The sequence below is a fragment of the Synechococcus sp. MIT S9451 genome (genome assembly GCF_047304725.1).
Classification (GTDB): Bacteria; Cyanobacteriota; Cyanobacteriia; order PCC-6307; family Cyanobiaceae; genus Synechococcus_C.
This window is the reverse complement of record NZ_CP138971.1, coordinates 568,676-582,215: the sequence shown is the minus strand read 5'-3', so window position 1 is coordinate 582,215 and position 13,540 is coordinate 568,676. Positions and strand designations below refer to the sequence as shown.

The following is a 13,540-nucleotide window of genomic DNA, read 5'->3' as shown; positions in this document are numbered from 1 at the left end:
ACGTCTGATCAGGCTGCGTCGAGGGCAGACACGCCAGGCAGCACCTTGCCTTCCAGCAGCTCGAGGCTGGCGCCACCGCCGGTGGAGATGTGGGACATCTTGTCGGCGAGGCCAGCCTTCTCCACAGCTGCCACGGAGTCACCACCGCCGATGATCGTGCAGCAGCCCTTGCCGCTGAGGTCGGCCAGGGTGGTGGCAATGGCGTTGGTACCACCAGCGAATTTGTCGAACTCGAACACGCCCATGGGGCCGTTCCAGATCACGGTCTGGCAATCAGCCAGGGCGTCCTGGAACACCTGCACAGAGTCAGGACCGATGTCTAAACCCATCCAGCCGTCGGGGATGGCATCCACCTTCACGGTCTGGCTGTTGGCATCTGGGGCGAAGTTGTCAGCCAGGATCACGTCGGTGGGCAGCAGGAACTGCACGCCTTTGGCTTTGGCCTTGGCTTCCAGCTCCTTGGCAAGTTCCAGCTTGTCTTCTTCCACCAGGCTCTTGCCCACCGAGAGGCCACGGGCCTTGTAGAAGGTGAAGATCATGCCGCCACCGACGAGGATCTTGTCGCACTTGTCGAGCAGAGCCTCGAGGACGCCGATCTTGGAGCTCACCTTGGAGCCACCCACGATTGCGGCCAGAGGACGCTTGGGAGCATCGATCGCTCCCTGCAGATACTGCAGCTCTTTCTCCATCAGGAAGCCGCCGACACTGGGCTTCAGGAACTTGGTCACACCCTCTGTTGAGGCGTGAGCACGGTGGGCTGCACCGAAGGCATCGTTGACGTATACATCGGCGAGGCCGGCGAGCTTCTCGGCGAAGGCTGGATCGTTCTTCTCTTCTTCAGCGAAGAAGCGAACGTTCTCCAGCAGCACCACATCACCGTTGGCCATGGCGCCCACCTTGGCTTCGGCGTCGGGGCCGATGCAGCTGTCGGTTTTGGTCACGGGCTTGCCCAGCAGCTCGCTGAGGCGGGCTGCCACGGGGGTGAGGCGCATGCTGTCGTTCACCTGACCCTTGGGACGGCCGAAGTGGGCCGAGAGGATCACCTTGGCGCCCTTGCCGATGAGATCGTTGATTGTGGGCAGGGCGGCGCGGATGCGGGTGTCGTCGGTGATTGCACCGGCGTCGTTCAGGGGCACGTTGAAGTCAACCCGCACGAGAACGCGTTTGCCGCTGAGGTCGGCGCCGGTGAGGCTGGCCAGGGAACGCTTCGCCATGGGGTTGTGTCGTGCGGTAAGAAAACGAGGGGAGATTAACCCGGGTGGCGCTGATCTGGCGCTAGACCGTCCATATCGGTTCTGCCCCCGTGGAGGAACGCATGTTCAACACCGTTCTGTTCCCGATCGATCAGAGCCGTGAGGCGATCGAGATCGCAGGCAAGGCTTTGGAGTTGGCCCGTCGTCATGGCAGCAGCATGGTCTTGCTGTCGGTGGTGCAGCCAGAACGACCAGAAATGCATGACCATGCAACGGTTGCGCCCTTGCTGGAGCAGGCCCGCAGTCGTTTTGAGCAGGCTGGGGTGTCCTGTGAGCTGGTGGAGCGAGAAGGGAAGCCCGCCTTTGAGATCTGCAATGTGGCCGACGAGTTGAATGTGGATCTGATCGTGATGGGCACCCGCGGAGTGAATCTGGAAGACGACACGGAAAGCACGGCAGTGCGTGTGATTCAGCTGGCGCCCTGTCCCGTGCTGGTGGTGCCGTGAGCACCCCCCCGATTCAGTGGTACCCAGGCCATATCGCCAAGGCGGAGCAGCAACTCAAGCGCAATCTGGACAAGGTTGATCTGGTGATTGAGGTGCGTGATGCCCGCATCCCTTTGGCCACTGGTCACCCCCATCTCAGCCGCTGGGTGAAGGGCAAGCAGCACCTCCTGGTGATCAACCGGCGAGACATGATTACCGCCGAGGCGCGGGAGGCCTGGCAGCAGTGGTTCAAGAGCCAGGGCCAAGCCACGGTTTGGTGTGATGCCAAGGCCGGAACTGGGGTGAAGCAGTTGCAGCAAGCGGCCATCCGCGCTGGCAATCAACTCAATGAACGGCGCCGAAACCGCGGCATGCGCCCTAGGCCGGTGCGGGCGCTCACTCTTGGCTTTCCGAACGTCGGCAAATCTGCCTTGATCAACCGCTTGGTGAAGCAGAAAGTGGTAGCGAGTGCTCGCCGTGCGGGCGTGACGCGCACGCTGCGCTGGGTGCGTGTGGGGCAGGATCTGGATCTGCTCGATGCGCCAGGGGTGCTGCCACCGCGGCTGGATGATCAGCGAGCAGCCCTCTTCCTCGCCCTTTGCGATGACATTGGCCAGGCGGCCTACGACGGTGAGCTCGTCGCTCAGGCTTTTCTCCGCTTACTGGCTGATCTGGATCAACGCCAGGCTTCCGGGGCCTCGCTGACACGGGTGGAGGGGCGTTATGGCGTTCCCCTCAGCGCTGATACGGCAGACCCTGCCTACTGGATGCAGGCCGCGGCAGAGAAGCACACGTCGTCAGACACAGCGCGGATGGCTCAGCGTCTGATGGACGATTTCCGCAAGTCGGCACTCGGCAGCATCTCTTTGGAGCTGCCTGCGGAGCCGGCAGCGTGAGCGCGCAAAGGCAACGCCGTGAGCGTCCGCTTCTGCCTGAGGAGTCGTTCAGCCAGTCCTTCGGGGAAGGCGAGGGGGAACTGGTCACCCTCACCTACCCCAAGCCCTTGCCGATGCGCCTCGATCGCTGGTTAGTGAGTCAGCGCACGGAGCAGAGCCGTGCGCGGATTCAGAAATTCATTGATGCCGGTTTCGTGCGCGTGAATGGGAAGACCGGCAAGGCCAAAACACCACTGCGGAAGGGAGATGAGGTGCAGCTCTGGATGCCGCCGCCTGAGCCTTTGCCGTATCTCAAGCCGGAGCCGATGGAGCTTGATGTGCTCTTTGAGGACGAGCACCTGATCGTGATCAACAAACCAGCTGGGCTCACGGTGCATCCGGCACCCGGCAACAAGGACGGCACGCTCGTGAACGGCCTGTTGCATCACTGCCCTGACCTGCCAGGAATCAGTGGCAAGCTGCGGCCAGGGATTGTCCACAGGCTGGATAAAGACACCACAGGTTGCATCGTCATTGCCAAGAGCCAGGAGGCGCTTGTGAAGCTTCAGGTTCAAATCCAGAAGCGGATCGCCTCACGCGAGTATCTGGCCGTCGTGCATGGCCTTCCCCAGGGTGATTCCGGTTCCATCGTGGGTGCCATCGGTCGCCATCCCGCAGACCGCAAAAAATACGCGGTGGTGAGCGGTGAAAGCGGTCGTTACGCCTGTACGCACTGGAGCTTGCAGGAGCGGCTTGGCGATTATTCATTGCTCCGTTTCAAGTTGGATACCGGTCGTACGCACCAGATCCGTGTGCACTGCGCCCATATGAACCATCCGGTGGTGGGTGACCCCATTTACAGCCGTTGTCGCAAGTTGCCGATTGATCTGCCTGGTCAGGCGCTGCATGCGTTCCAGCTGGGCCTCGATCATCCGATTACCCGGCAACGGATGGTGTTTGAGGCACCGCTGCCTCCTGTGTTGGACAAATTGCTGACGGTGCTTCGGCGGCGACTCTGATGGCCGATCGGTTGTTGAAAGGAGGGTCAAGTGGTTGCAATAGACCCGTTAATCTTTCGATCTTTTGTTGGCCTCTTTGGGGCTTTTTCTCTGGGCCTGCTGTGGCTGATTGAACCCTTTTTGATTGTGATGGCCTGATGTACCTCTTTTGATTAGCGCTGCATCCAGATTCTGCTCAATTTTGCGTGGCTGCCGTCGTAGTAGCTTCTGGCAATTGCGTCGTTGATGGTTTGGGCGCGTTCGTCACGGTTGAACTCCTCCGAAATGGCAAAGGCCATAAAGAGGGTCATGAGTTTGTCTGATGCAGCAGAGATCTTGGGTTCAGGGGGCATCGTTCTCAGTGCCGTCTTCATGGTGAGCATGTCGTCGAGAATGGCATCGGCCTGGCCAGTTTGTAGAAGATGAATACAGGTTTCGGCTACATCACAGTCAATGGTTTTGGCACCACTGCTCTTCAGGATTGAGGTTTGGATGTAGCCAGGGATGGCGGCGAATGTGGAGTCCTGAAGAGTCTCCAAGTTGATCTCGTCCATCGGCTTGGCCACATTGATCGCTTGATCAGTGCTGGCTATTTTCAGGATGTATGATGCGAAATAGCCAGTCAGAAGAACCCTGGCAAAGAGCGAAGCAATCGACATCAGGCGACTTCTCGTTCGTTGCGTGTGGTCGGTTGAGAGCAGCAGGGTTTTTTGCAGAATGAAGACCAGTTGATGTCGTTTCTGGTTGTCGGCTAGTTCCGGTCTGTGGCGCTCCATGAGCCAGACCGGAACAGCAAAGATGCAGGCGATGAGGATTAGGCCCAGGAAGATCAGTAATACTTCTTTTGAGAACAGGATCTGCAGAAGCCTGATGGCTGTCGAATCCTCCTTTTTGAGGGTGTAGATCTTCAGGTCACTGCTTGCTGTGGGGAAGGAAAAACGGAAAATCTTGCTGCGGTTCTCATTGATCAGAACTCCTGAGATCGCGAGGTCTGCCTTGTTTGTGCTGATGTCTGCCAGTAACTCCTCAAAGCTGTTCGCTTTGCGAATGCGGTAAGGGATTTGGCGCGTTTCAGCGATCATCCGCCACAGGTCAATCTCAAATCCAGCGGGCACCCCTTTCTCGTTCATCGCGTAGGGCGGATTCGGAAACCAGATCACATCCACTGGATCCAGTTCTGTTGGCCTGTTGTGATTGGCTTGTGCTCGGCTCTGAACACCTGTCAAGCAGCAAGCGCACAGCGCACAGAGGCTTAGCACCAATGTGGCTCGGATCCGGCGGGGCATCTCAGTGATGCAGCGATAAGGACTAGTCAAGACGACCGCATGCTCGCGTCTGCAGTCCATTGACAGGTTTGGGCTGGATCCAGTGGCCGTTGCGATCAATCCTTGGGCGCTTCAGCCAAACTCTTGCTTGAGCGAGCTTGGATCATCATCCTTCGGGTCTTCGCGCTGAGCTCCTGGTGCATCACTCTTCGCCGATCAGTTTGATGAAGCCAAACACCTGGATCGGTTCCGGCCAGCCTTTCAAGGCCTGAGGGCCAAGATCGACAACCTCGACTGCATCCTCAACCAGGGCGAGGAGCTCTCCGCTGATCAGGATCGGGTACTCCTGGAATTGCCTGGTGAGGCCCTCGAGGCGGCTGGCGACATTCACCGTTGCCCCAATCACGGTGAACTCCAGCCGATCGCGTGAACCGAGGTTTCCGGCGATTAGATCCCCGAAGTGAAGGCCGATCCCCTGGCTTAGCGTTGGCTGTTGTTCCGCTGCGAGCTGGGCATTGAGCCTTGCCAGGCTCTTCTGCATCGCCAGCGCTGCTCGGATCGCCGCCAGTGCTTCCTCTCGATCACCGCGTGATTCCGGAATCCCGAATTCAGCCATCAGTGAATCTCCGATGAACTTATCGAGCAGTCCGTCCTCGGCGATGACAGCGCCGGCCAGCCCATCGAAATAGGCATTCAGCAGGTTAAAGAGTGTCTTGGCTTCGAGCTGGGAGCTGAGGCTTGTGAAGCCAACAAGATCGGTGAATAGAACCACGCAGCGGCAGTGCTGACCTCCGAGTTGGGTCCCGAGTCGGTCCGGTTCCTTGAGAATCTTCTGGAGCAGTCGCGGTGAGACGCGCCGTTCCAGCACACGCCGTAGCTCATCTCGTTCTCTGTTTTCCTGCAACCAGGTTTGTGCTGCTTTGGTGCCTCCGCCCAGCAGCAGTCCTGCAAGCACTGTGGCTTGGGGTAGCCAACGTTGGAACCCCAGCCAGATTGTTCCTGTCAGCAGCAGGCTCAGGCTGATCAGGAGCAGCGTCGTGAGCACGATTGCTCGGCTCGAACGCGCTCGGAGCAGCAGCAGCCCTGCCAGCGCGATCCATCCGATCAGCAGCGGAATCTCCCAGGAGGCTTGTAGTGGAAGCAGTCCTGTGTTCTCCGCCACGGCGGCGATCGCCACGGCCTGGACCTCCACCCCGCTGACCGGGCCAAAGGGGGTTTCCTGCTGCTGGCCCATGGCAGCAGCGGTGGAACCGATCAGGACGAGTCGGTCTTTCCAGACCGAGTCCGGCTGCGTTTCAAGCTGCCAAGCCGGCACCATCGGCCAATCACCTGCTGGCCCGCTGAACGGCAGGCCAAGAGCTTCGCGGCTTGGCGGGCGATCGTTCGCAACAAAGGCCAGTGCCGTTGGATGCGGTCCGGGCAACGTTCCTAGTTCATCTTCGTTCCAGTTGCTGCCGGGGATGGCTCGTACTTGTCCCCTTTCGCTGAGCAGCAGTGTGGTCAGGCCAATCCTTGGCCATGGCCAGAGAGGGAGTACAAGCTGGCGTTGTTCAATGCCGTCGTTGCTGTTGCGTTCGAAATCAGCGGCAAGTGTGATGCGATCCCTCCAGGGGGAGAGGCGATCCAGGAACTGCTGGTCATCCTCTGGGCCGTATGCACTGGGATTGGCAAACACGATGTTGAAAATGACGCCTCGAGCACCACGCTCCAGCACATACGCGGCGAGTTCGGCTTGCAGTGATCGAGGCCATGGCCACGGTCCCATGGCCTGGAGTAGGGGTGAGTCACTCCTCTCTTCCGGGGTGAACAGCACATCCACAGCAAGTGATGTCTCGTCGATCGCAACGATCACTGGGTCGTTCGAGGGAGGCTTGCGGCCATGCAGCAAGATGGCGAGGCTTTGGAGTTCAACGTCGAGTTGCTCCAGCATTCCGATGGGTAGGCCCTGCCGCAGTGCCGGCATGCCGATCAGGATGGGCACCACCAATGCCAGCCCCCACCCCCAGAGGCGAGGGTTTGGCAGTCTCCTCATAGATCGGCCGTACTCGGAGCCTGGTTTAGAACGGCTTCCACTTCAGGCATGGTCTGCATGGGTGCCTGGAAGCCATTGAGCAACTGGCTCTTCCGACGCCGGGTCATCGCCTGTTTGCGTGTCAACGGACGAGGTCCACTCCATGTGGCGGTGCTGTCGTCATAGGTGAGGACCTGCCCACCATTGAGCGAGAAGGCTTCGCCGGAGTCGGCCTGGACGCTGACGTCCCCTTCCCAGCTCAGAAAGATGATCTTGTCACCTTGGTCATCGATGAAGAGGGTCGTGCCACGGATCGCGGCGGTGGCAATGCGGGTGCGGATCTGAAGTGGTGTGACCCTTGGTCCGCCTGGAGCGATCCAGGCGATGATCTGACCGCTGCGGTGGTTGATCGTGTTGCCATTGATCTGAAGCGATGCGTTGCCTCCCATGCGAAAGCTGCGGTTGCCCTGGTTCATCTGGATTTGCATCCGCCCGGGTTTGGCTGTTCGCAGCACTGTTCTGTTCTGCAGTGGCTGCCCTTGCGTTGCCACACGTTCCGTTTTCCCGTGCGGGCGTTGAAAGGCAGGTTGTGAGACCACTTCCTCAATCCTGGCGATTGGTTTGTTCTGGGCTGATCCAGGCGCCGCCATCAACATCCCGGAGCTGATGGCGATGATCGCGATTGTGCAGGCAGATCTCATTTGTGCAGCCTGGGGTCTCGCCCATTCTGATGAGGAGATTGGCAGTGGGCCATTGCACCAGCTTGCTCTCCACGTTGCAGGCTTGACCTGATTCCACTCATTCGATCCGCCTGGATTGCCTCTGCATGCATCTCCGCCATGAAAAAGGTGGTCACTGCCAAGTGTTGTCGCTTGCGCAAGAACAACCTGGCACCCAATCACGCCTGAACGGATGCTGTTTTCTGCTCCATAGCCAGCGGTGGTTGAACTATTTTTGGCGTGGTTTAGCAACCATAGTTAATCCAAGTTTCAACCATTTTGTGTGGCGAAAGCCAATGCACCTGTCAAGCCGGTGTTGTCATCAATGGCGACCTCATTAGCAATGAAATGGGACCTGCTATTTGTGTGGGAATAATCGCTGGCATGGCTTGGTCCTCCCACTGCAGCCGCGTATAAATAGTCCCATGTTGAGACGTTCAGAGGTTGGCAGTGTTCTGCCTTGTCGATGACATCGTAACCTCAGCGATTCCACATGCTTTTGTTGTACCCCCCCCCCCCAGGGAGATGCGACTCACACTGTCAAGTCGGTAAGCGCGGGCATGCATCCACCAGCTTTTGTGTAATTGCAGCCTTGGGACGGGCGAGCATCTGATCGCCTGGGCCTTGTTCCACGATCCGGCCGTGATCGAGCACGATCACCTGGTGGCAGAAGCCGCTGGCTACGGATAGATCGTGGGTGACGAACACCATGGCCAGTCCAAGGCGGTGTTGCAGTGTGCGCAGCAGGTTCAGAACGTCTGCCTGAATCTCTGCATCCAGCATGCTCACGCTTTCATCACAGATCAGCACTTTCGGCTCCAGAGCCAGAGCTCGGGCGATCGCCACTCGTTGCTGTTGTCCTCCGGAGAGCTGCCGGGGACGCCTGTTCTGGAATTGTTCTGCGGGTGAGACTCCCACGAGTTCCAGCAATTCCCTGGCCCGCTCCCGGGCTGCTGTTTTGCTTCGCAGACCATGAATCAACAGAGGATCAGCGATGGCATCACTCACGCACATCGCCGGATTGAGGCAGGCGAGTGGGTCCTGGAACACCATCTGGATTGAGCGTCTGAGCAGACGCTTTCGGGCCCCTCGTTGCTGCAGCAGATTGACCCCCTGAAGCCAAACCTGGCCTCCCCGGATCGGACTCAGTCCCATCAGGGCTCGGCAAAGCGTGCTCTTTCCGCAGCCGGATCCTCCCACCACGCCCAGGGATTCACCTGCCTGAACTTGGAAGCTCACGCCATCGACGGCCTTCAGCCAACGTGGGGACCATGGAGTGCCGCCAAGGTTGTGCCAGCAGCGCAGTTCCTCTACCTGGAGCGCTGTCGTGGCAGTCGGAGCTGATGGGGTGTTCCCTCCTTCCCGTTGCCGTGCCGCCTTCACCAGCCTCTGCCCCACCCTTGAGCTGGGTTGGGTGAGGACTGTTGTGCTGCTGGAGGTCTCCACGACCTTCCCTCCATCCAGCACGGCCATGCGATCGCACCAACGATGGGCCATGGCAAGGTCGTGACTGATCAGAAGCAGGGCACTGCCAAGCCCGTCGCAGAGCTGGCGCAGTTCCGCCATGACCTGCCCCGCCACGGCCACATCCAGGCTTGTCGTGGGTTCATCAGCGATCACGAGCGGGGGCTGGAGACAGATGGCCAACGCGATCGCCAGGCGCTGGCGCATGCCACCGCTGAATTCATGGGGGTAGGCGTTGAAGCGGTCGGCACCGATGCTGACCCGTTCCAGTAACTCTTCGGCTCTCTCTCGCTGGGCTTTCAGCGGCATCTCAGGACCGTGGGCACGCAAGGTGTCGAGCAAGTGCCCTCCCACGGTCATGAGGGGGTTGAGCCGTGTCATCGGGTCCTGGAACACCAGTCCCACCGCTTCACCCCGAAGCTGCTGCAGATTCCGTCTGCTGAGACCGCGGGGGTCACGGCCGTTCAGCCTCAGCGTGCCCTCGCAGACACTTCCAGTGGGGAGCAACTGCAGTGCAGCTTTCGCAACGGTGCTTTTGCCGCAGCCGGAGGGGCCAACGAGCGCCAGGTGTTCCCCGGCTGTGATGCGTAGATCAAGGCCATTCAGGGTCCACTGCTCGGCGCCTGGATAGCGCAGATGCAGCTGCTCCAGTTCCAGCACCGCCTTCCGCTCGCTTGCGTGGCCTGGGCGTTGGCTCATGGATGGCGGTTCAGGGCACATGACTCCAATACCATGGTTCAACCCTGCCGGGTCGGATGCTGAAGGGCACCTCTGCGTCAGAACCGACACAGACCGATGCGGTCTGTGCTCAGCCGCCCGCCGGTCTACCCACTGTTCGTGCCCATCCGATCCGCAGTATTGAGGATTACGGCATACCCCTGCCCGAGTGGCTGCAGGAGTGCCTGAAGCATGTGCCCCCTGGTGCGGGCTACAGCTGCCCCACCGATGCGGAGGCCTTGCTCGCTGCAGCCTTCGATTTCGCTTTCCAGCTGCATGAAGGCCAGTTCCGCGCCAGTGGTGATCCCTACATCATTCATCCTGTTGCGGTCGCGGATCTGCTGCGCGATATCGGAGCTAGTGCTCCGGTGATCGCCGCCGGCTTCCTCCACGATGTTGTGGAAGACACCGATCTCACGCCAGAGCAGCTGGAGGCTCATTTCGGGGCTGAAGTGCGTTCTCTCGTGGAGGGGGTGACCAAGCTCGGCGGGCTGCATTTCACCAATCGCACCGAGGCTCAGGCTGAGAACCTGCGCAAGATGTTCCTGGCCATGGCCAGTGATATTCGTGTGGTCTTGGTGAAACTCGCGGATCGCCTGCACAACATGCGCACCCTGGGAGCGCTCAAGCCAGAGAAACAGGAACGTATTGCTCGTGAAACCCGTGAGATCTACGCCCCTTTGGCCAACCGTCTTGGCATTGGCCGGTTGAAGTGGGAATTAGAAGACCTCGCCTTCAAGCTTTTGGAGCCCGAGGCTTTTCGCGAAATTCAAGAGGAGGTCGCGACCAAGCGCAGTGAACGGGAAGAGCGACTGGCAGTGACCTTGAAGCTTCTGGCCGACCGGCTGTCTGCGGTGGGGCTCGAGAGCTGTGAGGTGACAGGTCGCCCGAAGCATCTCTATGGCATCTGGAGCAAGATGCAGCGCCAGCAGAAGGCGTTTCACGAGATCTATGACGTTGCGGCGGTGCGGATTATCACCCCCAATCTTGAAACGTGTTATAGGGCTCTGGCGGTGGTGCATGACACATTTCGTCCGATCCCCGGCCGCTTTAAGGACTACATCGGTCTTCCTAAGCCCAATGGTTATCAGTCCCTGCATACAGCAGTGATCGGCCGGCATCGGCCGATTGAAGTGCAGATCCGAACGGCCGAGATGCATCAAGTGTCGGAGTTCGGGATCGCGGCGCATTGGAAATACAAGGAGGGTGGTTCACCAGCTGCTGGTGGCGACACCGAACGCTTTAACTGGCTGCGGCAACTGGTGGATTGGCAGCAGGAGGGCGGTAACGACGATCACAATGACTACTTGGCCTCGATTAAGGAAGATCTCTTCGATGAAGAGGTTTTTGTGTTTACCCCAAAGGGAGAAGTGGTGGGGTTGCGCAAAGGTTCGACCGCTGTTGATTTTGCTTATCGCATTCATTCAGAGGTGGGAGATCATTGCCATGGCGTACGCATCAATGACCAGCTCTCGACATTGTCCACATCACTGCAAAACGGTGATTTTGTTAATATCCTCACCAGCAAGACGGCTCACCCCAGCCTCGATTGGCTGAATTTCGTTGCTACGCCAACGGCACGTAATCGCATCCGTCAATGGTATAAACGCAGCCATCGTCAAGAAACGATCCAGCGCGGTAAGGAACTGTTGGAGCGTGAGCTGGGGCGTAGCGGCTTCGATTCCCTGCTCTGCAGTGAGGCGATGACACGCGTTTCCGAGCGTTGCAATCTTCACAGCACCGAAGACTTGTTGGCTGCTCTTGGTTTTGGGGCTGTCACCTTGCATCAGGTGCTGAATCGCCTGAGAGAGGAGATTCGTCTGCAGACCGAGGCTGAAGCCCAGCCCCTCAGCAATGAGGATGTGGCTCGCAAGTTGGTGGAGCATCAGGCGGATGCTCCGCCGCGGCAACGGCCTGGCGAAATTCAGCCGATCCTCGGACTGGAGGGGCTCGACTACCGCCTCGGAGGCTGTTGTAGTCCCCTGCCTGGTGAAGCCATCGTTGGCACAGTGGCTCTCGGCAACCATGGCATCACTATCCATCGCCAGGAGTGCGCCAACATCGAGGCAATCCCAAGTGAACGGCGACTCCCGGTGCGCTGGAATCCAGATGCCAGCCGTCATGGCCAGCGTTTCCCGGTACATCTCCGCATTGATGTGATCGATCGTGTTGGGATTCTCAAAGACATCCTGATGCGACTCTCGGATGGATCGATCAACGTCAGTGATGCGCGTGTGAAAACTGCCTACGGCAAGCCGGCGCGCATCGAGCTGTTGGTCGAGCTAGGCAGTGCTGATCTGCTGCAGCGCACGATGCATCAGATCCGTTCGATGGCGGATGTGCTCGACATTGCCCGAACCGGTCAGGCTTGAGTGATTAATGGCAGCTCAAGGCTGAATTGGCTGCCTTCCCCCACCGTGGAACGCACCGTGACAGTGCCGCCCATAGCTTCCATCAGCATCTGCACAATCGACAGCCCCAGGCCTGAGCTGCTCTGTCCCTTCGGAATGGAGACGCCTTCGGCGCGGGTGAATCGTTCGAAGATGCGTTCGAGTTGATCGGCCGGTATCCCCTGGCCCTGATCTTCGACAATGAGACGAACGGTCTTTGGGTTGGGCCTGACTTCAAGGGAGATTGGGCTGTCTGGGGCGGAGTATTTGACGGCGTTGCCGATCAGGTTGCTGATGCACTGCACCAGCCGGTCAGGATCACCGATCACTTCAAGGGCAGGCAGCCCCTTGAGGTTGTCGCGGATTGGATTGGTGTGGGCGGCTCTCGCCAGCCTCAGGCCATGTTCCAGGCTCGGCATCAGGTCGAAAGGTTCGCGTCGGATCGAGAGCTGGTGGTTGTCGGCACGGCTGAGGTCGAGCAGATCGCTGAGCATGCGGTTCAGCCTCAACACCTCTTGATTGGCAATCCCGAGAGCATTGCGCTGTTGCTCAGCTAGCGATTCCCCTCGATTCAGAACCGATTGAATAAAGCCAGAAATCACCGTGAGGGGGGTGCGGAATTCGTGGCTGATGGTGGAAGCGAACTGTTTTTGATTACTGGCCGAGAGTTGAAGTCGTTCAACCATCTGATTGAACTCTTGCAGAATTGGTAGGAGTTCTACTGGGGCCCCAGCGGTAGAGAGAGTCGCGGCCTGCAGGGTGTTGAGCTCAATTTCTGAAAGCTCCCGACTGATGCTGCGGATGGGTTTAAAAATGCGGCGGGCCGCGATGATCAGAATTGCAGTGGTTAGGAGAATAAGGGTGAGTTCAGAGGCCAGCTTGATCATCATCTGGGCGTGGATCAGCGGCATGCTGTAGAGCGGCCTCAGGTAAACGAAATGGCCTGTAGCGGCACCGCCTGGAAGCTTGATCGCTTTCAGCGCGACCGCTTCATGTTCGTCGTTCTCGACCATGGCAAACCCCCGTGGTGACGCCACAGCTCGGTCTGCCAATGCATGCAAGTGCGTCTGGCTGAACAGAACATGGCTACCGCGGGTACTGGCCAGTCCGCCATTGCCCACGATCATGCCCACCTTGCCGTCATAGAGACGCAGTGGTTTCAGGAAGCGTTGGTAGTCCTGGATTGTGCAACAGCGTTTGGCTTGCTCTGCCGTGAGTTGATCGAGTTGATCATTGACATCTTTGAGCGGTGCGATTGCCTGCCTATCAAGCTTTTTCTCCAGGAATCCTCTAAGGAAAATTTGTCGCAGTTCACGGGTGATCAGCAGGCTTGCAAGGGATTGTGTGAGCACAACCGTCAGGCTGATCAAGAGAAAGCGACGGGCCAAAGACCAGCGTTTTGCAGGCTGAGGGCTGGGCATGC

At 58.9% G+C, this 13,540-nt stretch carries 10 protein-coding genes; 4 read left to right on the top strand and 6 right to left on the bottom strand.

Going from position 1 to position 13,540, the window contains the following annotated elements; translation table 11 throughout:
• Positions 1-8 precede the first annotated feature (8 nt).
• Positions 9-1,214 carry a phosphoglycerate kinase gene (locus SIB72_RS03190; protein ID WP_115121170.1) on the bottom strand — a complete coding sequence of 402 codons (1,206 nt, stop codon included), beginning with the start codon at positions 1,212-1,214 and terminating at the stop codon, positions 9-11.
• Between the two features lie 101 nt (positions 1,215-1,315).
• Between SIB72_RS03190 and SIB72_RS03185 the strand changes: the two genes are divergently transcribed.
• The 3 genes from SIB72_RS03185 to SIB72_RS03175 are packed head-to-tail and all read left to right on the top strand — an operon-like array spanning position 1,316 to position 3,572.
• Positions 1,316-1,699, top strand: a complete 384-nt coding sequence (locus tag SIB72_RS03185; protein ID WP_115121256.1) for a universal stress protein — start codon at positions 1,316-1,318, stop codon at positions 1,697-1,699.
• Complete coding sequence (gene ylqF, locus SIB72_RS03180; protein ID WP_115121171.1) at positions 1,696-2,574, top strand: ribosome biogenesis GTPase YlqF; 879 nt, start codon at positions 1,696-1,698, stop codon at positions 2,572-2,574. The genes SIB72_RS03185 and ylqF overlap by 4 nt, the downstream gene beginning before the upstream one ends.
• The gene (locus tag SIB72_RS03175; RefSeq protein WP_413744570.1) at positions 2,571-3,572 is read left to right on the top strand and encodes an RluA family pseudouridine synthase; all 1,002 of its coding nucleotides are present in this window, start codon (positions 2,571-2,573) and stop codon (positions 3,570-3,572) included. Before ylqF ends, SIB72_RS03175 begins: the two co-directional genes overlap by 4 nt.
• Before the next feature lie 152 nt (positions 3,573-3,724).
• Here the strand turns inward: SIB72_RS03175 and SIB72_RS03170 are convergent, their stop codons facing one another.
• The 4 genes from SIB72_RS03170 to SIB72_RS03155 all read right to left on the bottom strand — a co-directional run bounded on the left by SIB72_RS03170 (position 3,725) and on the right by SIB72_RS03155 (position 9,709).
• On the bottom strand, positions 3,725-4,837 hold the full coding sequence (locus tag SIB72_RS03170; protein WP_413744569.1) for a transporter substrate-binding domain-containing protein: 1,113 nt from the start codon (positions 4,835-4,837) through the stop codon (positions 3,725-3,727).
• 181 nt (positions 4,838-5,018) lie between these two features.
• Positions 5,019-6,848 carry a CHASE2 domain-containing protein gene (locus tag SIB72_RS03165; protein WP_413744568.1) on the bottom strand — a complete coding sequence of 610 codons (1,830 nt, stop codon included), beginning with the start codon at positions 6,846-6,848 and terminating at the stop codon, positions 5,019-5,021.
• The gene (locus SIB72_RS03160) at positions 6,845-7,528 is read right to left on the bottom strand and encodes a FecR domain-containing protein (RefSeq protein ID WP_413744567.1); all 684 of its coding nucleotides are present in this window, start codon (positions 7,526-7,528) and stop codon (positions 6,845-6,847) included. Before SIB72_RS03160 ends, SIB72_RS03165 begins: the two co-directional genes overlap by 4 nt.
• 558 nt (positions 7,529-8,086) lie before the next feature.
• Entirely contained in the window at positions 8,087-9,709 is a 1,623-nt protein-coding gene (locus SIB72_RS03155; RefSeq protein ID WP_413744566.1) for an ABC transporter ATP-binding protein, read from the bottom strand.
• A 56-nt stretch (positions 9,710-9,765) separates the two neighbouring features.
• Here SIB72_RS03155 and SIB72_RS03150 point away from each other — a divergent pair, with 56 nt between their 5' ends.
• The gene (locus SIB72_RS03150; RefSeq protein ID WP_413744565.1) at positions 9,766-12,099 is read left to right on the top strand and encodes a RelA/SpoT family protein; all 2,334 of its coding nucleotides are present in this window, start codon (positions 9,766-9,768) and stop codon (positions 12,097-12,099) included.
• Here the strand turns inward: SIB72_RS03150 and SIB72_RS03145 are convergent.
• A complete protein-coding gene (locus SIB72_RS03145) occupies positions 12,090-13,538 on the bottom strand; it encodes a sensor histidine kinase (RefSeq protein WP_413744564.1) in 1,449 nt (482 codons plus the stop codon). The two genes, SIB72_RS03150 and SIB72_RS03145, sit on opposite strands and share 10 nt — an antisense overlap.
• Positions 13,539-13,540 lie beyond the last annotated feature (2 nt).